This is a genomic window from Azospirillum sp. P4_B5 (genome assembly GCF_056402275.1).
The window spans coordinates 207,123-228,548 of sequence record NZ_JBFUHT010000004.1; the positions used below are offsets into that span (position 1 = coordinate 207,123).

19 protein-coding genes and 1 pseudogene are annotated in these 21,426 nt (G+C 67.7%); 6 read left to right on the plus strand and 14 right to left on the minus strand.

What is annotated here, in order from left to right; genetic code table 11:
* The first annotated feature begins 399 nt into the window (after nucleotides 1-399).
* Entirely contained in the window at nucleotides 400-2,916 is a 2,517-nt protein-coding gene (locus AC1DVI_RS04650; RefSeq protein ID WP_476956943.1) for a hybrid sensor histidine kinase/response regulator, read from the plus strand.
* Nucleotides 2,917-2,937: 21 nt separating this feature from the next.
* Here the strand turns inward: AC1DVI_RS04650 and AC1DVI_RS04655 are convergent, their stop codons facing one another.
* On the minus strand, nucleotides 2,938-4,731 hold the full coding sequence (locus AC1DVI_RS04655; protein WP_149164932.1) for an ABC transporter ATP-binding protein: 1,794 nt from the start codon (nucleotides 4,729-4,731) through the stop codon (nucleotides 2,938-2,940).
* Nucleotides 4,732-4,921: 190 nt separating this feature from the next.
* Here AC1DVI_RS04655 and AC1DVI_RS04660 point away from each other — a divergent pair, with 190 nt between their 5' ends.
* Complete coding sequence (locus AC1DVI_RS04660) at nucleotides 4,922-5,938, plus strand: patatin-like phospholipase family protein (RefSeq protein WP_476956944.1); 1,017 nt, start codon at nucleotides 4,922-4,924, stop codon at nucleotides 5,936-5,938.
* 6 nt (nucleotides 5,939-5,944) lie between these two features.
* On the opposite strand, the gene AC1DVI_RS04665 is transcribed toward AC1DVI_RS04660, so the two are convergent.
* Complete coding sequence (locus AC1DVI_RS04665) at nucleotides 5,945-6,259, minus strand: hypothetical protein (RefSeq protein WP_476956945.1); 315 nt, start codon at nucleotides 6,257-6,259, stop codon at nucleotides 5,945-5,947.
* Between the two features lie 180 nt (nucleotides 6,260-6,439).
* Here AC1DVI_RS04665 and AC1DVI_RS04670 point away from each other — a divergent pair, with 180 nt between their 5' ends.
* A complete protein-coding gene (locus AC1DVI_RS04670; protein ID WP_476956946.1) occupies nucleotides 6,440-6,970 on the plus strand; it encodes a GNAT family N-acetyltransferase in 531 nt (176 codons plus the stop codon).
* A 78-nt stretch (nucleotides 6,971-7,048) separates the two neighbouring features.
* Here the strand turns inward: AC1DVI_RS04670 and AC1DVI_RS04675 are convergent, their stop codons facing one another.
* Together AC1DVI_RS04675 and AC1DVI_RS04680 are read right to left on the minus strand one after the other, a co-directional pair.
* Nucleotides 7,049-7,228, minus strand: a complete 180-nt coding sequence (locus AC1DVI_RS04675; RefSeq protein ID WP_014198692.1) for a hypothetical protein — start codon at nucleotides 7,226-7,228, stop codon at nucleotides 7,049-7,051.
* 139 nt (nucleotides 7,229-7,367) lie between these two features.
* Nucleotides 7,368-8,120, minus strand: coding sequence for a porin (locus tag AC1DVI_RS04680; RefSeq protein ID WP_476956947.1), 753 nt, complete (start codon nucleotides 8,118-8,120; stop codon nucleotides 7,368-7,370).
* A gap of 275 nt (nucleotides 8,121-8,395) precedes the next feature.
* Here AC1DVI_RS04680 and AC1DVI_RS04685 point away from each other — a divergent pair, with 275 nt between their 5' ends.
* Nucleotides 8,396-10,285, plus strand: a complete 1,890-nt coding sequence (locus tag AC1DVI_RS04685; RefSeq protein WP_476956948.1) for a potassium/proton antiporter — start codon at nucleotides 8,396-8,398, stop codon at nucleotides 10,283-10,285.
* A 27-nt stretch (nucleotides 10,286-10,312) separates the two neighbouring features.
* On the opposite strand, the gene AC1DVI_RS04690 is transcribed toward AC1DVI_RS04685, so the two are convergent.
* Both AC1DVI_RS04690 and rpoH read right to left on the minus strand, forming a co-directional pair.
* The gene (locus AC1DVI_RS04690; RefSeq protein WP_476956949.1) at nucleotides 10,313-12,391 is read right to left on the minus strand and encodes a putative bifunctional diguanylate cyclase/phosphodiesterase; all 2,079 of its coding nucleotides are present in this window, start codon (nucleotides 12,389-12,391) and stop codon (nucleotides 10,313-10,315) included.
* Nucleotides 12,392-12,734: 343 nt separating this feature from the next.
* Nucleotides 12,735-13,610: an RNA polymerase sigma factor RpoH gene (rpoH, locus tag AC1DVI_RS04695; protein WP_476956950.1), complete on the minus strand. Its 876-nt coding sequence runs from the start codon at nucleotides 13,608-13,610 to the stop codon at nucleotides 12,735-12,737.
* A gap of 391 nt (nucleotides 13,611-14,001) precedes the next feature.
* Here rpoH and AC1DVI_RS04700 point away from each other — a divergent pair, with 391 nt between their 5' ends.
* On the plus strand, nucleotides 14,002-15,012 hold the full coding sequence (locus AC1DVI_RS04700) for a M23 family metallopeptidase (protein WP_476956951.1): 1,011 nt from the start codon (nucleotides 14,002-14,004) through the stop codon (nucleotides 15,010-15,012).
* 15 nt (nucleotides 15,013-15,027) lie between these two features.
* Here AC1DVI_RS04700 and AC1DVI_RS04705 read toward each other — a convergent pair whose 3' ends face one another.
* The 6 genes from AC1DVI_RS04705 to AC1DVI_RS04730 all read right to left on the minus strand — a co-directional run bounded on the left by AC1DVI_RS04705 (nucleotide 15,028) and on the right by AC1DVI_RS04730 (nucleotide 19,001).
* Entirely contained in the window at nucleotides 15,028-15,483 is a 456-nt protein-coding gene (locus tag AC1DVI_RS04705) for a hypothetical protein (RefSeq protein WP_476956952.1), read from the minus strand.
* 190 nt (nucleotides 15,484-15,673) lie between these two features.
* On the minus strand, nucleotides 15,674-16,162 hold the full coding sequence (locus AC1DVI_RS04710; RefSeq protein WP_476956953.1) for a YajQ family cyclic di-GMP-binding protein: 489 nt from the start codon (nucleotides 16,160-16,162) through the stop codon (nucleotides 15,674-15,676).
* 127 nt (nucleotides 16,163-16,289) lie between these two features.
* A complete protein-coding gene (locus tag AC1DVI_RS04715; protein ID WP_476956954.1) occupies nucleotides 16,290-16,826 on the minus strand; it encodes a hypothetical protein in 537 nt (178 codons plus the stop codon).
* A gap of 22 nt (nucleotides 16,827-16,848) precedes the next feature.
* Complete coding sequence (locus tag AC1DVI_RS04720; RefSeq protein WP_476956955.1) at nucleotides 16,849-17,481, minus strand: hypothetical protein; 633 nt, start codon at nucleotides 17,479-17,481, stop codon at nucleotides 16,849-16,851.
* Complete coding sequence (locus AC1DVI_RS04725; protein ID WP_149164918.1) at nucleotides 17,478-18,143, minus strand: MotA/TolQ/ExbB proton channel family protein; 666 nt, start codon at nucleotides 18,141-18,143, stop codon at nucleotides 17,478-17,480. The genes AC1DVI_RS04720 and AC1DVI_RS04725 overlap by 4 nt, the downstream gene beginning before the upstream one ends.
* Before the next feature lie 447 nt (nucleotides 18,144-18,590).
* The gene (locus AC1DVI_RS04730; RefSeq protein ID WP_149164917.1) at nucleotides 18,591-19,001 is read right to left on the minus strand and encodes a bacteriohemerythrin; all 411 of its coding nucleotides are present in this window, start codon (nucleotides 18,999-19,001) and stop codon (nucleotides 18,591-18,593) included.
* Between the two features lie 339 nt (nucleotides 19,002-19,340).
* Here AC1DVI_RS04730 and AC1DVI_RS04735 point away from each other — a divergent pair, with 339 nt between their 5' ends.
* A complete protein-coding gene (locus tag AC1DVI_RS04735; RefSeq protein WP_476956979.1) occupies nucleotides 19,341-19,475 on the plus strand; it encodes a DUF3072 domain-containing protein in 135 nt (44 codons plus the stop codon).
* A 9-nt stretch (nucleotides 19,476-19,484) separates the two neighbouring features.
* On the opposite strand, the pseudogene AC1DVI_RS04740 reads toward AC1DVI_RS04735, so the two are convergent.
* Nucleotides 19,485-20,417 (minus strand): annotated as a pseudogene (locus AC1DVI_RS04740) (dipeptide ABC transporter ATP-binding protein); the annotation flags it as partial.
* Nucleotides 20,417-21,406, minus strand: coding sequence for an ABC transporter ATP-binding protein (locus AC1DVI_RS04745; RefSeq protein WP_376994608.1), 990 nt, complete (start codon nucleotides 21,404-21,406; stop codon nucleotides 20,417-20,419). The gene AC1DVI_RS04745 and the pseudogene AC1DVI_RS04740, both read right to left, overlap by 1 nt.
* Between the last annotated feature and the right edge of the window lie 20 nt (nucleotides 21,407-21,426).

A 21,426-nucleotide genomic window follows, 5' to 3' on the forward strand; every position in this document is an offset into this window, starting at 1 on the left:
CAAAATGCTCTTTCATGAGCGGGTGGATGGAATATCAGCCAATTATTGCGCGGTATGATACAGTCTGGTTTAGAGATGCCCGCAACCGGTTACCTCAGGAATGGTCAGCGAAATGCCTCGGTACGTTCGGACCGGATACATTCCCCGGATCGACCGCCCCGCCAAAGCCATGCACCTTCCGCCGTTTCAAAGAGTGCAGGCGCACGCTCCGGCACGGTCTGGACGGGTCCGGGCCACCAACCGAACCGGCCGCTGTCGTCCGGCGATCCGGCGCAAGGTTGTGTTTGCACTCCGGCCGATTCGATGATCCCCGACCGAGAGACACCGCGGCGTCCGACACGGCGCCTGACTTGGCACATGCGACCGCAACGGGTGCGGGGCTGGCTCATCCTTCTTGTTATGGCGGTTGCGGTTCCGCTGGTCCTCTTCTCGGTGTTCCTCCTGATCCGCAACGTCGATGCGCAGGCCCAGCAAACGGAACAGCTCGTGCTCGACCGGACACGCCTGCTGGCTGAGGACGTGGAACGCGAGGTGAGCCGCCAGATCGCCGCCGCCGAGGTGCTGACCACATCGGAAAGCTTGGTGACGGGCGATCTGGCCGCTTTCTACCGACAAGCCGCCGGCGTGCGCGACCGGCTGGGCACCAACGTGGTTCTCCGCGATTTGGAAGGCCGGCAGCACGTCAACACCCGGATTCCCTGGGGCACCGATCTGCCGAACAACACCATTCTCGAATCCGACCAGAGGGTGATCGACACGGGAAGGCCGCAGGTCACCGGCCTCTTCATAGGCGACGTGAGCCAGGCGCCAATTCTGGCGGTAACCGCCCCGGTGATCCGCGATGGACAGATCCGCTATCTGCTGAGCCTCAACATTCCCCAGGAACGGCTTCAGGCCATCGTGTCGCCGGAGCGCATTCCGGCGGGATGGCGGGCCGGGGTGATCGACCAGGACGGTGTCGTCATCGCACGCTCGCACTTGAGCGAGCAGTTCGTCGGCAAGCGGCTTCCCGCCGCGCTGTGGACCGGCATGCAGGCGGTGCCGGATGGAATCCACCGCGCCGTCAACCTGGAAGATGTGGAGGCGATCCAGGCCTACAGCCGGTCCCGAAACTTCGGCTGGGTGGTTGCGACGAGCGTCCCAACGGCCCTGGTGGCGTCCCCGGCGCGTCATGCCCTCCTCCTGTTCACCGGTGGCGGCCTTGTCCTTTTGCTGATCGGGATCGCGGCAGCGATTCTGCTCGGACGGCGCCTCACGCGCTCCGTCTCCCAACTGGCCGGAGCGGCGGAATCGCTGGGCGCCGGATACCCCGTGCCACCGCCCGACGGCGGCGTGGCCGAGATCGAGGCGGTGGGCCGCGCCATCCGCAACGCCGCGGATCTCATCCGGCGGCGCGAGGCGGCGCTCGCGGAAAGCGAGGCCCGCCACCGGGCCATCGTCCAGACCGCGGTGGACGCCATGCTGGTCATCGACGAGACCGGCACGATCCAGAGCTTCAACCCGGCGGCGGAGCGCATCTTCGGCTATGAGGCCGGCGAGGCGGTCGGCCGGAACATCCGCATCCTCATGCCGGAGCCCTACCACTCCGCCCACGACGGCTATTTGCAGACCTATCGGCGCACGGGTGAGAGGAAGATCATCGGTATCGGGCGCGAGGTCGAGGGACGGCACAAGGACGGTTCGATCTTCCCGATCGAACTGGCGGTCACCGAATGGACCGCCGGGGAGCGCCGTTATTTCACGGGCATCGTCCGAAACATCACCGAACGCCGACGGGCCGAGGACGCCCTGCGCGCCTCCAAGGCCGAGGCCGACCGCGCCAACGTCGCGAAATCCAAGTTCCTCGCCGCCGCGAGCCATGACCTGCGGCAGCCGGTCCAGGCGATGATGCTGTTCCAATCCGCCCTGGCGGAGCGGCTGGATGGGCACCCCGCGGCCCCGCTTCTCGACTCCATGGGGCAGGCCATGGACGGGCTGCGCATGCTTCTCGACAGCCTGCTCGACGTGTCGAAGCTGGACGCCGGTCTGATCGTGCCGCAACTGCAGGATCTTCCGATCGGCCCGATCATCGAACAGCTTGGCGCCGAATACCATCCCCAGGCGGCGGCCAAGGGCCTGCGGCTGCGCGTGGTTCCCTGCGCCCTGACGATCCGCAGCGATCCGGCCCTGTTGATGCGCATTCTGCGCAACCTCGTGGAAAACGCGTTGCGCTACACCGAACGGGGCGGCCTGCTGATCGGCTGCCGGCGGAGGGGAGACCGCCTGCGCATCGAGGTGATGGACTCCGGCATCGGCATCCCATCCAACAAGCACGATGAGATTTTCGAGGAATTCTTCCAGGTCGGCAACCAGGAACGGGACCGCAGCAGAGGGCTGGGCCTCGGGCTGGCGGTGGTGCGCCGCCTCGCCCGCCTGCTCGGACACAAGGTTCACCTGCGCTCAAGGCTGGGAGCCGGGTCCGCCTTCTGCGTCGATGTGCCGTTGATCGCCCGCCATGCGACTCGTTCCGAACCGATGGCGGCCCGGCTGGCGCCGAGCGATGGGCGGGGGATGATCCTGGTGATCGACGACGAACCGCTGATCCGCCTCGGCCTGCAGACGATGCTGGAGGGCTGGGGCTATCGGGTGCTGACGGCGGGCTCCATCGAGGACGCGGTTCAGCATGTCGAGAGCGGGGAATGGCCGAGCGCGATTCTGGCCGATTACCGCCTTCGCGATGGGAAGACCGGACTGGACGCCATCAGGGCGGTGTGCGAACGGTTGAGGACGCCGGTTCCGGCGACGATCATCACCGGCGACACCGCCCCGGAGCGGCTGGCGGAAGCCCGCGCGGGCGGCCACACCCTGCTGCACAAACCCATCGCCGCCCACGAGTTGCGCAACGCCGTGGTGGAGATGGTGCCCGCGGCGGATTGAGCCCGGTTCCGGTTTGCCGGATCAGGGCGCCAACAGCGCGGCCTCGCCGTCCTCGCCGAACTGGAGCTTGCACAGGCGGGCGTAGGTGCCGTTCTGCGCGATCAGGGCGTCGTGGGTGCCCTGCTCCAGGATGCGCCCGCCCTCCATCACGACGATCCGGTCGGCGTTGCGCACGGTGGCCAGCCGGTGCGCGATGACCAGCGTCGTGCGTCCCTGGGTCAGCCGTTCCAGCGCGCCCTGCACCAGCCGCTCGGATTCGCTGTCCAGCGCGCTCGTGGCCTCGTCCAGCAGCAGGATCGGCGCGTCCTTCAGGAAGGCGCGGGCGAGCGCGAGGCGCTGCCGCTCGCCGCCCGACAGCTTCACGCCGCGGTCGCCGATCACCGTGTCATAGCCCTCCGGCAGCCGGGCGACGAAGTCATGCGCGGCGGCGGCCTTCGCGGCGGCCACGATGTCGTCGAACGGGGCGTCCAGCCGCCCGAAGGCGATGTTGGCCCGCACCGTGTCGTTGAACAGGACCGTGTCCTGGCTGACCAGCGAGATGACCCCGCGCAGGCTCTTCAGCGTCACCGCCCGCACGTCCTGCCCGTCGATCAGCACCTGCCCGCCGGTCGCGTCGTAGAGTCGCGGGATCAGGTTGAAGACGGTGGACTTGCCGGCCCCGCTGCGCCCGACCAGGGCCACCGTCGCCCCCGCCGGAACCTCCAGGTCGATGCCCTTCAGCGTCTCCGTTCCCTCCTCGTAGGCGAAGCGGACGTCGCGCAAGGACACGGCGGCGCGCTCCACCGCCAGGGGCTTGGCGCCGGGTTGCTCGGTGATGGTCGGCTTCTCGTCCACCAGTTCGAAGATGCGCTGGGCGGCGGCCAGACCTTCCTGAAGGACGGCGTTCAGCGTGCCGATGGCGCGCACGGGCTGCGCCGCCATCAGGAGCGCGCCGACGAAACCGGAAAAGGCGCCGACCGAGCCCTCGCCCATCGCCATGCGGTAGCCGGCGAAGGCGATCACTCCGGCCACCGCGGCGCCGCCCAGAACCTCCATCATCGGGTCGATGCGCGAACGGGCGCGGGTCGCCTTCATGGTCAGGGCGAAGTTGTCCTCGAAGGCGCGGGCGGCGCGGGCGCGCTCGTAATCCTCCAGCGAGTAGGTCTTGACCATGCGGGCGCCGGCCAGGCTTTCCGTCAGCAGGGCGGTCATGTCGCCCATCTGTGCCTGGGTGTCGCGCGACACGCGGCGCAGCCGCTTGCCGATGTTCACGATGGGAATGGCGGCGATCGGGTAGATCAGGAAGACGATCAGCGACAGGACCCAGTCGAGGTAGAACATCGACCCGACCAGCGCGATCACCGTCAGGATGTCGCGCACCAGCCCGGTCAGGGTCCGCGACAGGGCGTTGCGGATCAGGTCCACGTCGCTGATGAAGCGGGACGTCAGCGTGCCGGTGGGGGCCGCGTGGAGCTGGGCGGTGTCGGACCGCAACAAATGGTCGAACATCGACAGGCGCACATCGGTGATGATCCGCTGCACGATGTCGGTGGTCACCACCGTCTGGGCGTACATGGACAGGGCCTTGACCGCCGTGATCACGATGATCAGGAGCGGGATGACCAGCAGCATGCCCCGGTCCTGCTCGGAGAACATCGAATAGGCCTGATCGATCAGCAGCGGATAGGCGCCGGTCGCCGCCGCCACCACGGCCATCAGCAGGAAGGACACCATCAGCTTGCCGGTGTAGGGGCGCACCCATTCCCGCAGCATGCGGCCGACCAGCCGTTCCGTCGCCGCGTCGAGGCGCAGCCGTTCTCCGCTCTTTTTGCTCACGTGCACGTCTTCCTGTAGCGCAATCGCGATGGCTTAGCCGATGGCGCCGGTGCTTGTCCACCGGGCCTTGACTCACTGCGCCCTGTCCTGCGGGCCTTGTCCACCGGGGCGGAACCGATCAAGCTTCCTTAACCGGGCGGATGGCACGATACCGACCGGCACGCGCTCCACCCCGTGCAAAGGAGGCGCCATGGCGGCGGACGGCGGAAACGGACAGGGTCCCGGCAATCGCTACGGCCAGCACCATCACCGGCCGCGCATCGGTCTGGCGCTGGGCGCCGGGGTGGCCCGCGGCTGGGCGCACATCGGCGTCCTGCGGGCGCTGACGCGCTACGGGATCGAGGCGGACATCGTCTGCGGCAGTTCGGTGGGGGCGTTGGTCGGTGGCCTCCATCTCGCCGGCAAGCTCGACGCGCTGGAGGAGTGGACGCGCGGTCTGACCCGGATGAAGATCGTCGGCTATCTGGACCTGCGGCTGCGCCAGGGGGGCGGCCTGATCGGCGGGGACCGTCTGGTCGCCGAGATGCGCCACCATCTGGGCGACATCCAGATCGAGGAGCTTCCCAACCCCTTCGCCGCCATCGCCACCGATCTGGTCACCGGGCACGAGGTGTGGATGCGCAACGGCCCGCTGGTGGACGCGTTGCGCGCCTCCTTCTCTCTGCCCGGGGTCTTTCCACCGGTGCGCTTCGAGGGGCGCTGGACGGTCGACGGCGCCCTGGTCAACCCGGTGCCGGTGTCGGCCTGCCGGGCCCTGGGCGCCCAGATGGTGATCGCCGTCAATCTGGCCGCCGACATCATCGGCAAGTCGCGGCGCCCCGGCGCCGCCGTGCCGACCGCGGCGGGGTTCGATCTCCTGAAGCTGATCGACGAGGAACACGAGCCGGATGGCGAGTCCAAATCCCGCGCCGGCTTCCGTGTGCCCATCGGCGCGCTGAGCCGCCGCATCTTCCGGCGCGATTACGAGGGGCCGAGCCTGTTCGGCGTCATGGTGTCCTCGCTGGGCATCGTCACCGACCGCATCGCGCGGTCCCGTCTGGCGGGCGAACCGCCGGACGTGCACATCACGCCGCGGCTGGGTCACATCGGCCTGTCGGAGTTCGACCGGGCGGACGACTGCATCAGCGAAGGGGAGGCTGCCGTCGAGCGCGTCCTCCCCGACCTTCAGGATGCGTTGAGGGTATTCGGTTACGCGCCACCGGTCTGAGCGAAGTCAGGCGGTCAGGTCGACCGCCGCGCCGCGCCGGTCCTTCTCGCCGGACAATTGGCGCTTCAGCTCCTCGGCGATCTGCTTCTCGACCGCGGCGCGCTTCTCCGCCGGCATGGAAGCGAGGGACTCCTCGTCCAGCTTCATGCGGGCGAGAATCTGGTCCCGGATGCGTTGGGCCGGCGTCTTCCGCGCCTCCTTGAGGAAGGCGTCGGCGGCGCTGACTCCGCTTGCCTCCTTCTCCGGTTCGGTCTTCTCGTCCTGCGCCGTGAACTTGGCGACGACGCGGGAGACGTTGCTGATATAGTTGGAAATTTGCATGACGGTTTCTCGTGACCGATGGGCTGGAAATCCGACAAGCAAGTTTTGTGCAACCCTGAATATGCTTGGCAATCAACCGTATAAATGGGATTTCGGATGGCGTGGATGTGCCGGGCGGCAAAAATGACCGGTTCGTGATCTGCCGGCTTCCGGTTCCGCTCCTTTCCGCCGAGACGACGCATGGACCCCATCACCACCGACCGCCTGATCCTGAGGCCCTTCCGGGAGGGGGACGCGCCAGACCTGCTCGCCTATCTGCGTCACCCCCGGGCAAGCTGCTTCTTCTCGCTCAAACTGGACAACCTCGACGCGGCCGCCGCCGAGGTGGAAACGCGCAGCCGAAGCGACGAGCACATCGCCGTGTGCCTGCGCAGCACCGGCCGGATGATCGGCGACCTGTTCCAGGTGCCCGAGCCGCCGGACACCTATTCCGTCGGCTGGAACTTCAACGCGGATTTTGCCGGAGCCGGATACGCGGCGGAAGCCGCGCGGGCCCTTTTCGATCATCTGTTCACAGTGAAGCAGGCCCGCCGCCTCTACGCCTATGTCGAGGAAACCAACGTCGCGTCGCAGCGCCTGTGCGAAAGGCTCGGCATGAGGAAGGAAGGGCTGTTCGTGGAGTTCATATCCTTCGAAACGGATGGCGGCGGACATCCCATCTTCGAGAACACGATGCAGTACGCCATCCTGCGCAAGGAATGGCGCGCCTAAAAAAACGAAAGCGCGCCGCACCCGGTCGGCGCGACGCGCTTGTCGTCCTCGGCAACGGATCGTGTCCGTCGCGTCCGGTCAGCGATCCAGAGCCGTGCCCAGCGCGGCGCCGCCCAGGCCACCGATGATGGCGCCACGCTTGCCGTCCACCGCGTAGCCGCCAGCGGCGCCAGCCGTGCCGCCCACCACGCCGCCGGTCGAACAGGCCGCGAGCGTCAACAGCGCAATGGCAGTCCCGATCAGGCGCAAACGAGACATGTCCAAACCCTCCTTGTGGTGCTTCTCGCCCCTATAAACAGACGAGAAGGCAATTTGCTTCCACGACAGCGCGATTCCGTCGGGAAACCACCCTTGGATAAGGGCGAAAGAGGGATATCGCGCCCGTTCGGAGCACCGTTCAGAACAGAACTCGGGTGCCGACCCGCAGCATCGTGCTGTCCGACGGATCCCCGCCATAGGTCATGGTGCCCAGATCGGCGGTGACGCTGACCTTCGGCGACATGCGGAACCGCAGGCCGGTGGACCAGGCCTCCTGCGGGGCCTCGGCGCCGACCTGGGTGTGGGCCAGCCGCCCCATGACCGTCCAGCCCTGCAGCGGCGTGCCCTGTTCCAGATAGAGGCCGGCGTTGAGCGTCCGCCGCGCAGCGCCGTCGTCGGGGAGCTGCTCGCGGTAGCCGGCGCCGACCGTCACGCCGGGCAGCGTCACCTGCCCGCCGACCACCCAGGACCGGCGGGGCGTGCCGCGGTCCTTGGCGACGGCGGCCTTGCCCGCCCCCGCGGTGAGGCGCAGTCGGGCCTTGCCCAGCCGGCCGTCATGCCGCACCACGCCTTCCACCACATGTCGGGCGAGCGGATCGGCCGCTCCCAGCTCCGTGCGGACGGGGGTGTAGCCGAGGCCGATGTTGAATCCGTGCAGGCGCGGCGAATAATACGTCGCCCGAGCGTCCGGTCCGCCGAAGGCGCCGTCGTTCATGAAAACCGGGTCGGAGAACCATTGGTCGCGCACCGGCGTGGTCGCCACCATCCGGCGCGACGCGCTTTCCGTCTGGCCAACCTCCAGAGCGCCCCAACCGTTGAGGTCGATGGCCTTCTTGTCGAACCGGATCGGCGTGGCACCGCCGCCCGCCGCCGGCCGGTCCAAGCCGGGCAAGGACCCCGCCATCGCCGCCGAGGAAGACAGAACAAGCGTCAGGGCTGCGAGGGGCAGTGCCGGAATACGCCGTATACGAAACATGAAATGCCCCTCGCCTGTTGCATTAACCCGGAAGGATTGTAGTCCGCCGCAATGCTGCGTTGCGGGAGACATTTCTGTATTATTTTAGGAACATTGGGAAATTTTGGTCGCTGCGTTGCACTCGCGCCCAAGAATTGCCAAAATCGGCTGTACCGCGAAGGCGGCATCATCCCCATCCCGGCGCGAGGACTATGGAGACGGCGAGCACCATCATCCTGATCGGGTCGTCACTGCTGATCGTCAGCATCCTGACCAGCTATCTGGCGCTGCGGATCGGCACGCCGCTGCTGCTGATCTTCCTCGGCGTCGGCTTGGTGGCCGGGATCGACGGCGTCGGAGGCATCAGCTTCAACGATGCGGACAGCGCGTTCCTGATCGGCTCCATCGCGCTCGCCGTGATCCTCTTCGAAAGCGGCCTGGACACCAAGCTGTCGAGCTATCGCGCCGCCGCGTGGCCGGCGCTCAGCCTCGCCACCTTCGGGGTCGCCATCACCTCCGGGGTCATCGGCGTCGCCGCGCATTTTCTGCTGGGCCTGCCCTGGATCGAATCCTTCCTGGTCGGCGCGGCGGTCAGCTCCACCGACGCGGCGGCGGTGTTCTTCCTGCTGCGGGTCGGCGGCATCACCATCCGCGACCGCGTGCGCTCGACGCTGGAGATCGAATCGGGCAGCAACGATCCGACGGCGATCCTGCTGACCGCCATGCTGGTGGAGGCGGCTCTGCACGGCTGGGGCACGCCGCTGGAACTGGTCGGCTTCCTGGTCAAGCAGATCGCCGGCGGAGCGGTCCTGGGCGTCCTGGGCGGGGCCGGGCTGGCCGCCTTCATCAACAACGCCCGCCTCGACCCCGGCCTGAACCCGGTGGTCACCCTGGCCTTCGCCCTGTTCCTGTTCGCCGGCACGAACGAGCTGGGGGGCAGCGGCTTCCTCGCCGTCTACGCCGCCGGCCTCGTCGCGGGCAACGTGAAGCTGCGCGGGGCGCTGGGCCTGCGGCAGTTCCACTCGGGCCTGACCTGGCTCAGCCAGATCGTCATGTTCGTCATGCTCGGCCTGTTCGCCACCCCGCATGATTTCAGGGCGATCGCCCTGCCCGCCCTGGCCCTGGCCGCCCTGCTGATTTTGCTGGCGCGCCCGCTGGCGGTGTGGCTGTGCCTGCTGCCCTTCCGCTTCTCGGCCAACGAGAAGACCTTCATGGCCTGGGTCGGGCTGCGCGGCGCGGTGTCGATGCTGCTGGCGCTGGTGCCGATCCTGGGCCAGCTGCCGGGCGGACAGGTGATCTTCAACACGGCTTTCCTGGTGGTGATCGTGTCGCTGGCGGTGCAGGGCTGGACCATCGGGCCGATGGCGCGCTGGCTGAAGCTGATCGTCCCGCCGCGGCGCGGACCGGTCGAACGGTTCGAGCTGGAACTGCCCGGCGAGGCCGACCAGGAGATGGTCGCCTACACCGTCCATCCCAAGAGCCCCGCCGCCCGCGGCCAGCGCACGCCGCGCTTCGCCCGCCCCTCCCTGGTCATCCGCGACGGGCGCGTGGTGCCGCTGCATAAGGCGCGGACGCTCCAGGCCGGGGACATGGTCTATCTGTTCACCCCGCCCAGCCAGTTGCCGCTGATCGACAAGCTGTTCGCCGAGAGCCGCCCGCTGGACCAGGACGACCGCGCCTTTTATGGCGATCTGGCGCTGAATCCCGACGCCACGGTGGAGCAGATCGCCGAGATGTACGGCCTGCCCCTGTCGCTGGCCAACGCCCAGCGGTCCCTGCGCGACCTGCTGCGCAACGAGTTCGGCGGCAGTTGCGAGCTGGGCGACCGGATGCGGATGGGCGGCGTGGAGCTGATCGTCCGCGACATGCAGGACGGGCAAATCACCTCGGTCGGACTCGCTCTGGAGCCCTCGGCGATCGACAAGCCCCGCGTGCCGCTGTTCCAGGGGCCGGAACGGTTCTGGCAGACCATCGAATCCTGGTGGTCGAAACGCTCCTTCCGCCGCTGGCAGCGCCGGGAAACCCGCCGCGAGCGCCTGCCCGCCCGCGCCATCGAGGCGCCCACCTTGGCCGGGAAGGAACCGGAACGTCTGGAGGGATGAGCCCCTTCCGGCCACCCCCCAGGACGGTCAGGCCATCGCGGGCTGCTGGGCGCGGATCATCGCCGCGAAGGCGTCGGGGCCGACGGGGCGGCCGAACAGGTAGCCCTGGAGCAGGTCGCAGCCGACCGACACCAGGAAGTCGCGCTGCTCCTCGGTCTCAACCCCTTCGGCCACCGTGACGAGGCCGAGGCCGTGCGCCATGCCGACCGCGGCGCGGACCAGCGCCCCGTTCTTCAGATTGTCCGGGATGTCCGCCATGAAGGCGCGGTCGATCTTCAGCTTCGACACCGGAAGCTGCTGCACATAGCTGAGCGACGAGTAGCCCGACCCGAAATCGTCGATGGCCACCTGAACGTCGATGGCCTCCAGCTCCGTCAGGGTCTGCACGGCGGCCTTCAGATCGCGCACCGCCGCCTGCTCGGTGATCTCCAACCCCAACCGCCCCCGCAGTTCCGGGTGGCGGCCCAGCAGTTCCTCAAGACGGGCGCTGAGATTGCCGCGCAGGAATTGCGGGCCGGAAATGTTGATGAAGATCTGGTTGGGCAGGGTCCCCGTCGGCTCCCACACCGCCATCTGCTCGACGACGGCGTTCAGCACCCAATCGGTGATCGGAACGATCAGGCCGCTTTCCTCGGCGACCGGGATGAATTCGCCGGGGGAGACCGGGCCCAGCGTGTGCTGGTTCCAGCGCAGCAGCGCCTCCGCCCCCACGATCCGGCCGGAGCGGGCCTCCACGATGGGTTGATAGGCCATGTGCAGCTCGTTCCGCTCGATGGCGTGGGCGAGATGCATGGTCAGGAACATGCGCCGGGTCGCCGCCGCGGCCATTTCCGGGGTGTAGAAGCAGACGGTGTTGCCGCCGTTGTGCTGGGCGGCCTGAAGCGCCAGCTTGGCCTTGGCGTTCAGCTCCTCCAGAGTGCGGATGTCGGCGTCCTGCACCGCGGCGCCGATGGACAGGCGCAGCCGCACCCAATGGCGGTCGGCGTAGATGGAGGCGGTCAGCCGGTCGTGCAGCAGATCGGCCAGGGTTTCCGCCTGCTCCGCGCTCTCCACGCGGGACAGGGCGGCGAACTCGTCGGCGGCGATGCGGCAGACGTAGGTCTGCTGCGGCAGCACCTCGGTCACCCGGCTGACCATCGCCTTCAGCGCGGCGTCGCCGACATGGAAGCCGAACGCCTCGTTGATGTCGCTGAACTGGTCCACATCGAGCGCGTAGAGCGCGAACAGGCCGTTCTCCTGACCGGGAAATGGCGCAGCGAGCACCGCCTCGCACTCTTCCAAGAAGGCGGTGCGGGTCAGAACGCCGGTCAGCGGGTCGTGCCGGGCGAGATAGGTCGCTTTCTGTTCCGCCGCCAGCCGCTCGGAAATGTCGCGGATGATGCCGACGAACACGACATCACGCGCCAAGCGGGCTTGACCGACGCTGAGATGGATCGGGAACACCGCGCCATCCTTGCGCCGCCCCAGCGCGTCGCGCCCGATGCCGATGATCTTGGCGCGCTCCGTCTCCAGGTAGCTGCCGATGTACTTGTCGTGATCGCGGGAGAAGGGCGGCGGCATCAGGACGGAGACGTTCCGCCCGATCAGTTCCTCCTCGTCGTAGCCGAACAGGTCGCGGCAGGACCGGTTGACCGTGCGGATGATGCCGTTGCGGTCCGCCACCACCACGCCATCCACCGCCGCGTCGAGCAGGGTGGTCACGAAGGGGTCGCGGCGCAGGACGAAATCGGCGATGCGGGCCGGGTCGGTCACATCCTGGAACAGCCCGAGAAAGCCATTTCCTCCATCGCCGGTGCGGTGCGGCAGGACGCAGCCGGTCAGCACGCCGCGCCCGCCGTCCGCGTGCTCGACCTCGCAATCCACCGGAGCGGCCTCCCCGGTCTGTCCGGAGCGGTCCAGCGCCTGCACGACGGCGCGCGCCAGCGGATGGTCGAGTTCGGCAAGGCACCGCCCTGCCAGGGCTTCGGGCGTCGTCAGCAAAACGGCGGCGAAGGCCGGATTGGCGAACAGGCAGCGCCGCCCGGCGTCGGCGTAGACCAACGCGAAGGACGCTTGGTGCATCAGGCTTTCGGCCAGCGACGCCAGAAACGCCGATGTCGTCGGCATTGCCGGTGCGGACGGGCTGTCAGGCCCCTGATGCTCTGCCGGAGACACGTTGACCAAAACCGTACCCGCTCACCAAGGCGCCCCCGAGGCTCGACACGAGACCCGATACCCAGGGGTGCACAGAAACCGAGTTGTCATTATGACGGCTTGCGGAGCATTTTCCAACAAATTGCGGCGAAATCACAACATCTGTTGCATCCACCGCCCCCCTTACCACAACCATGGGCAGGAGAACACCGTCCCGTCTCATCCGAAGGAACGGCGTCGGCAACGGAAGCCAACCCTCCAGGATCTACGCCTTTCGATATACACTGCAAAGGAGAGGGAGGCAACAAGCCTCCCTTTACGCCGCTGCGGCGAGTTCCCGCACCCGCTGGGACAGCTTCTGAAAGGCGCGTTCCTCGATCTGCCGGATGCGTTCGCGGCTGACGCCGTAAACGGCGGCCAGATCCTCCAGCGTCTTGGGCGACGGGCTGAGGCGGCGGGCGGTCAGGATGTCGCGTTCGCGCTCCTTCAGCACCGTCATAGCATCGCGCAGCATGGCGCTGCGATGCATCGCCTCGTCGCGCTCCAGCAGGCTGTCCTCGGCGTTCGGGCGCTCGTCGGGCAGGAAGTCCTGCATCTCCGCCGTCCCCTCCCCGGCGGAGAGCGGAGCGTTGAGCGAGGCGACCGGCTGAACGAAGCGGCGGTTCACCGCCACCACGTCACTCTCCGGCACGTCGAGTTCCCGGGCGATCCGGGACACGCTTTCCGGCTTCAGGTCGCCGTTGCCGAATTCGCCCAGCTTGCGCTTCAGGCGGGACAGCCCGAAGAAGAGCTTCTTCTGGGCGCCGGTGGTGCCCAGCTTCACGAGGCTCCAGGAGCGCAGGATGTATTCCTGGATGGATGCCTTGATCCACCACATCGCGTAGGTGGACAGGCGGAAGCCGCGGTCCGGCTCGAACTTGCGGACGGCGGTCATCAGACCGATGTTGCCCTCGCCGACCAGATCGGTCATCGGCAGACCGTAGCCACGGAAGCCGGTGGCGATCTTGATGACCAGACGCAAGTGGCTGGTCACCAGCTTGCGGGCCGCCTCCATGTCGCCATGCTGGCGCCATGCGGTGGCCAACACATACTCCTCCTCCGCGCCCAGAACAGGGAAGCGGTGGACCTGCTCAATGTAGCGGGACAGCGACTCGCCGGAAAACGGCGTGGTCAGTGCCAATGCGGTGCTCATGTCACATCCTCTTGAAAGCGATATGACCCAATCCGCCGGTCCCCGTTGATGGGCGGCCGGCACCCTCTCTGAGAAGGCATCATCAGTTTACGCGGACGGCACGCCAAGTCAACGCCGTGCGGCCGCGCGTGGCGGGTGCCTTGACATGGATGCATGGCGGCCCCCGCTCATAAACGGGGCGTAAAACAGCCCGCCCCTGTTCAGGATAGTCTGCAAGCCGATCAAGCCCGCTGTCCTGGCGTCCGAAGTGCTCGCAGTGCAGGGAACCGGCAGATGGGCTCCGGCTGGAGAGCCGTGGCTGGGCGGCGTATGGCTTCCTTGCGGTTGCATCGGAACGGGGCTTGCCTCACCCTGCCCTCGCAGACCCGCCTCTTTTCCTTGGGAAGCCCGCATGATCCGCGCCGCCATCGCCACCCTCCTGTCCGCAAGCCTCGTCGCGGGCGCGCTGGGCTTCGCCGGCCCCGCAGCGGCGGAGGCACCGGCCTTCGGGTTGCCGGTTGCGTGCCGGATTGGGGAAACTTGCTTTATCCAGAACTACGTCGATGAGGACACTGGCCCCGGCTGGCGCGACCATGCCTGCGGCCGGCTGAGCTACGACGGCCATGACGGAACGGACTTCCGCCTGCCTGACTACACGGCGATGGACAAGGGCGTCGCCGTGCTGGCCGCCGCCGCGGGCACCGTCCTGCGGGTGCGCGACGGCATGGAGGACGTGAACGTCAACGTCATCGGCCGCGACACGGTGATGAAGGTCGGGGGCGGCAACGCCGTCATCATCGAGCATGGCGACGGCTGGCAGACCGCCTACCTTCACATGAAGCGCGGCAGCGTCGCGGTCACCCCCGGTCAGCGGGTGGAGGCCGGGCAGCGGCTGGGCGAGGTCGGGCTGTCGGGACTGACCGAGTTCCCCCATCTGCATTTCGGCGTGCGCCACAACGGCGCCGTCGTCGACCCCTTCGTCGGCCAGCAGCCCTTCACCGCCTGCGGCCAGCCCATGACTCCGCTGTGGAACGCCGCCACGGCCAAGGCGCTGGCCTACCGCCCGACCGCCGGCCTCAGCGCCGGCTTCGCCACCCGCCGCGTTCCGGAGGCCGAGCCGGCCCGCCACGGCGAATTTGCCGGGGAGGTGCTGACTCCGGACGCGCCCCTGCTGGTGCTGTGGTCGGACATCATGGGCGTCCGCGACGGCGACACCCAGCGAATCCGCATCCTCGACGGCGATGGCCGCACCCTGTTCGACAACAGCAAGGGCATCACCGGGGACAAGGCCGTCTGGTTCGCCTATCAGGGGCTGAAGCGCCCGGCGTCGGGATGGCCCAAGGGACCCTACAAGGGCATCGTGACGCTGGCCCGGGACGGCAAGACGGTGGTCACGCTGGAACGTCAGTTGGACGTCCGCTGAGGCCCGACCGTCCCATCACTGGGCGGAGCCTGCCTTCATGCGGTCGGGGACGCCCTGGGTCAGCAGCGTGGTCAGCCAGCGGAAGTTCGGCGCGCTCTCGGCCTGAAGCGCGCTCTGCACCACCTGCATGGCTTCCTCGGCGTTGGGCGCCCGCATGTCGGGCGTGTGACCCTCGGCGGTCTGGCCGCCCGATGCCTCGTCCGCTCCGCTCTGCGCGAAGACGCTGACGGCGCCGACGCCCAGCCGGTGGGCGATCGCGGAACTTCCCGTCACCGGACCCGCCGCGGAGGACGCCATCAGGCCGGCGCCGCCATCCTCGCCGCCGACGCCGTTCAGCTGTTCCAACATGGCGGCGAACTGGCCGGCGAGTTCCCCCGCCTGCCGGGGCGCACCCGTGCCTTTGCGCTCCAGAAGCTCTTCGGCCCGGATGCGCATCAACTGGGAAGCGTCGGCGTTGGCCGGTATCGACATGGCGTGTGGACCCTGCGGCGTTCGGCTACCGGATCAGGGCAAGCAAGGGGCGGGCCATCACCGGAAGGGGCGGAGAACCGGACGGCGCAGCGCCCTCGGCGCCCGCACACCCGGCAAAAATTTCTGCCCTACACGGCAAGAATGACCGCCCGTCCGGCAAAAACCGTCCAGGCGGTGCCCTTGCCGTCGGTCAGTCCCGGAAGTTCAGATACTGCAGGGGCTGTTCGATCTTCAGCCCGCGCACCAGGGCGATGGCATCCTGGAGGTCGTCACGCTTCTTGCCGGTGACGCGCAGTTCGTCGCCCTGGATGGAGACCTGGACCTTCATCTTCGCGTCCTTGATCGCCTTGACGATGGTCCTGCCGAGATCCTGGGCGATCCCCTGCTTGACGGTGACGACCTGGCGCAGCGCATCGCCCGCCGCCCGCTCCGGCGGCTTGGAATAGTCCAGGGCGCCGGCGTCCAGCTTCCGCCGGGTGACATAGACCCGCAGCAGCTCCTGCATCTGCTCCAGTTTGGGGCCGTCGTCGGCCAGCAGGGTGATGTCGTTCTCGGTGCGCTCCACGGTGCAGCGCGAGCCCTTGAAGTCGAAACGGGTCTCGATCTCGCGGCGCATGCCGTTCAGCGCGTTGTCGATTTCGTGGATGTCGGTCTTGGACACGATGTCGAAGGACGGCATGGGACTCTCTTTGCTCAGGCGGACGGAATCGTGGAACCGTAGACGAGGCCACACCCCGCCTTCAAGGGGCCTGCACGGGGGTTGTGACGGAAAGCGGTCCGCAAGCTCTATCAGCCCTTAGGGATTTTCAGGTCGGCTGGCCGGGGTGCTGGAACTCGATCCCCGGATTGCCGCCCGGCCCGCCGTTGCCTGGGGCGTTTTCATAGGGCTTGTCCGGCATCTTCGGCTGCGGCTGCGCGTAGAAGCGCGGTTCCCGGTCGTCCCAGGACCGCTCGAACGGCAGCCGCATCATCGGGTTGGTGCCGTTGCGCTGGGCCTCGCGCTGGGCCTCCTGCAACTGCTCCGCCATGCGGCGATCCCAGGGCAGGCGGTAGAGGTTGGGCGCCTGTTCCCACAAAAGCGTGAGATAGATCGCTTCGTTCTCCACCAGCGTGGCGCTCAGCACCTTCGCCTCGCGGACGTTGGACCCCATCCATTCCAGCGTAACCGGCTTCGCCCGGCCCAGCAGCGCCGCCGGCGCGGCGTAGGCCGCCGGCAGCAGCAGGGCGAACAGCAGCAGGATCACCACGCGCGCCATCCGGTTGCGCGCCCAGCGCAACGCCGACAGGACGAGCAGCAATGTGACGACGGCGACAAAGCCGAAAATGACGGTCAGGCTTTCCATGGCGCACTCTCGATCCGGCGGGTCAATTTTTCGCCGAGCGCAGCGGCTTGAACACAGCGTTCAAGGACCCCGGCACCAGCTCGCCTCGCTCGCTCAGGTTGAAGCGGAAGGCGGTGATCTCCTGCCCTTCGTGGTCCAGCCGGACGCGCGTTGCGGCTACAGTGGCGGCCCCCGATTCATGCTCCGCCTTGACGCGGGCGACCACCCGGACCCAGATGGGAAACACATTTTCAAGATTGCGGAACATATGCACGTTTACCGTGTACTCTCCCGGAGGAATGCCGCGGGAGTAGGAGGTTTCGAAATTGATCTCCGTGGGATCGGCATAGGCGCCCAGATCGTCGCGCAGCAGGTTGAAGATCAGCCCCGACTTGTTCGAGTAGCCGACCGGCACATCGCCGGGGGCCTGCACCCACAGATCGACGTCACTGCGCAGCTTGTCGTCCCAGCGCGCCTCGATGATGACGTTTCCCGGCGGTTCCATGCCGGCCGCGGCGGCGGAGGACTCGTTCTGCTGGTTGGCCTCGGTCTTCTTGGCCTCGTTGATGAAGGGGACCGCCAGAACCGCGCAGGCCACGAAGCCGCACAGCAGCAGCGTCAGCAGGTCCCGCGCGACGAGCACACCGGTTTGGTCCTCGCCCAGGAAATCGTTCATGGTGCGGCCTCACCGCGCAGGGCGCCGTAGGGGGCCGCTTGCGGCGCGGCGAAGTCCGACGTTTCGGTTCGCGCCCCGGTCCGCGGAGCAAGCCGCGAGCGGGCGTGGGCCTCGTCCATGATCAGCGCGCACAACGACGCCGTCGCCCCGCGCAGGAGTTGGAGGTTGCAGGTGGTCCACAGGCACAGGGCGCCGCCGAGCATCGTGGCGTAGATCGCCACGCCAAGCCCGCTCGCCAGCGTGGTCACCATGGCTCCGGCCGACGCGGCGTTGCCCACCATGTCCGGGGTGATGTTCGCGGCGAACAGGCTGAAGCCCCAGGCCGTTCCGATCAGGCCGAGCATGCCGAGCGCGTTGGCGATGTGCTGAAGATGCGAGATCCGGGAGAACAGGCGGATTTCCAGGGCGCGCTCGCTCTCAACCTTCATCAGCCGCCCGCCGCCGAGCTTGGCCCGGTCCAGTTCCCCACCGATCTTCCACACCCGATAGGCCGACATCACCAGACCGACCAGGAACACGATCCCGATGATCGCGGTCGCCACGGCGATGTGCCCGGTCAGAACCCGGTCCAGCCACCCCTGCGCATACAGGACGAATACGAACGCCGAAATGGTCAGGTTGAAGGCAACGAATTTCGCCTTGAGAAGCCACTGTTCTTCCATGGTTCTGACCCTGTGAGGGTTGCGTGTGTCTCCGGATCGTCATGGTCAGGCGGCGATGGCGCACAACGGCGGCGCCGCGGAGAGCCGGGCGGCGATGGTGGGATCGGGAGAGCGGGGGACGGATTCGCGGCAACACGCGCGGACCCAAGCGCTGGCAGCCCAAGCGCTGGCAGCCCAAGCGCTGGCAGCCCAAGCGCTGGTGGCGGGACGGCTCCCTGTCGGCCATCGTTCATCGGCGCACCTTCGCCGGAATTGCGCGACGACGGAGCCATTCAGGAGTCATCCGTCACGTCATGAACCCCGGCCCCGGCCAAGAGTTCCCGACGCCCGGCGACGGACCTGCCGGGTTGACGCGCAACGCGCATGGGGAGAGGCCCGCGGTCGGGCAGTGGAAGGGAGCGACGCGGGGCGTCCTGTCCCGGCAATCGTCCTTACGGAAATGGCCCTTTACGCCACGCCCTTTTCCTTCAGGAAGGGACCGTACTTCTTGTCGGTACCCTGGATGTGCTTGATCAGCCAGTTCTTCAGGAAGTTCATCACCTCCATGCTCAGCGTGGCGGTGGCGCCGGCGTGGTACTTGCGCTGCACCTCCAGCACCTGATTGGCCAGCGCGTCGTGTTCCGCCTTGTGGGCGTCGCGGTCCGGATAGCCGAGGCGGATGAAATGCTCCTCCTCATGGGTGAAGTGCGACTTGGTGTAGGCGACGAGGCTGTCGAGGATGCCGCCCAGCGCCTCCTTGCTGCGCCCCGCCTGGACCGCGTCGAACAGCTCGTTGACCAGGGCGACCAGTTGCTTGTGCTCCTCGTCGAACTGCGCGATCCCGACGCTCAGCTTGTCGTTCCACACCATCAGCGGCATTTCGTTCCGTCCCCTCGCGCTGGGCATCACCTGTTCGACCGGGGAAAACCCCAGCCCGCCAAAGGGTAACGTCTTCCGGAGTGCGCTTCAACGACGCTTCTGCAGCCGGCGGACCGCCGCCGGGAACCAATCCCACGGGCGGACTGTTCGACAAATGTTTCCAGCAGAAAGGAACATTTCATGAACACGAAGCGTGACAACGGCCGTGATCATCGCCCGCAGTCCCATCGCGGCGACGCGCCGAATCAGGAAAGCAATCCGAAAACCACGCCCACCGGCGACGCCGAGCATTCCAACCGCGAAAAAGACCCCGACGACTGGACCACGGGTGACGAGCCGATGACCGGGGCGCAGGCCTCTTATCTGAAGACGCTCAGCGAGGAAGCCGGCGAAGGCTTCGATGGGGACCTGACGAAGGCCGAAGCCTCCAAACGCATCGACGCCCTGCAGGACAAGACCGGCCGCGGCGCCTGACGAAGGCGTCGCGCAGCGCTCCGTGGCGTGGGGGCAGCGCTTGTGGAAGGGGCAGCCCGGCGGCGGGTTCAGCGGCGAGGGCAACTCGCCCTTCGGGATCACCCGCTCCGCCCGCAGCGCCGGGTTCACCCGCGGCGTGGCGGCCATCAGGATGCGCGTGTAGGGGTGGCGCGGGCGGGAATAGACCACGTCCTTCGGCCCGTGCTCCACCGGACGGCCCAGATACATCACCATGACCGCGTCGGCGATGTGCCGGACCACGCTGAGGTCGTGGGAGATGAACAGGTAGGCGAGGTTCAGCTCCTCCTGAAGGTCCATCATCAGGTTCAGCACCTGCGCCTGGATCGACACGTCGAGCGCCGACACCGGCTCGTCCGCCACGACCACCCGCGGGTTCAGCATCAGCGCGCGTGCGATGGCGATGCGCTGGCGCTGCCCGCCGGAGAACATGTGCGGGTAGCGGTCCACCTGATCGGGGCGCAGCCCGACCTTCGCCATCATGGCGACGGCCCGCTCCCGCCGCTCCTGCTTGCCCATCGGGGTGTTGATGACCAGCGGCTCCGACAGGATCGAGCCCACGGTCTTGCGCGGGTTCAACGAGCCGTAGGGGTTCTGGAACACCATCTGGACGGTGCGCCGAAGCTCCTTCATCTCCGACGCGGTGCGCCCGACCACGTCGCGCCCGTCATAGAGAAGCTGGCCCGAGGACGGCGGCTCGATCATCGTGACGGAGCGCGCCAGCGTGGACTTGCCGCAGCCGGACTCGCCGACCACGGCCAGCGTCTTCCCAGCTTCGAGTTGGAAGGACACGCCGTCCAGCGCCTTGACTGTGGCCGCCGGCTTAAAGGCGCCGCGTTTGACCGCGTAGTGCTTGCGCAGGTGGATGGCCTCAAGGACCACCGGGCCGGTGGCCGGCATGACGTCGGTGAGGATGTCGGTCATCACAGAACCTCCCCGGCGCCGACCGGAGCGTCGGCGAGCGGATAGAAGCAGCGCGCCTTGCCGGCGTCCACGTCGAACAGGGCTGGCCGCTCGATGCGGCAGCGGTCGGTGGCGAAGCGGCAGCGCGGGTTGAACAGACAGCCCTGCGGCCGGTCGCCGATGCCCGGCACCACGCCGGGAATGGTCGGCAACCGGCGCTTGCCCAAAGCCCGTTCCGGCAGCGCGTCGAGCAGCGCGCCGGTGTAGGGGTGGCGCGGCGCTTTGAACAGGGCGTCCACCGGGCGCGTCTCGGCGACCTGCCCGGCGTACATGACGACCACCCGCTGCGCCGTCTCCGCCACCACGCCCATGTCGTGGGTGATGAGGATCAGCGCCATGCCCCGCTCCTTCTGGAGGCGGACCAGCAGGTCGAGGATCTGCTTCTGGATGGTCACGTCGAGCGCCGTGGTCGGCTCGTCCGCGACCAGCAGGCGCGGGTTGCAGGCGATGGCGATGGCGATCATCACGCGCTGGTTCATGCCGCCGGAGAGCTGGTGCGGAAAGGCCGACAGGCGGCTTTCCGGGGCCGGGATGCCGACCTGCTCCAGCAGCTCGATGGCGCGGTTGCGCAGCGCCTTGCCGGACAGCCCCTCATGCACCTTCAGCGTCTCCATGATCTGGAAACCGACGGTGAAGCAGGGGTTCAGGCTGGTCATCGGCTCCTGGAAGACCATGGCCACGTCCTTGCCGGTGATCTTCCGGCGCTGCGACGGGCTCATCGCCATGAGGTCCTTGCCGCCGAACTGCATGCGGTCGGCGACCACCGTGCCGTTGGAGCCGAGCAGGCCCATCACGGCGAGCGAGGTCACGGACTTGCCGGACCCGGACTCGCCGACGATGCCCACGACCTCGCCCTCGTCCACGGTGAGGTCGATCCCGTCCACGGCGCGGAAGGTGCCGGCGCGCGTGGTGAACTCGACGGACAGGTTCTTGATATCGAGAAGAGGCATGGCAGCCCAGAAATAGAAGG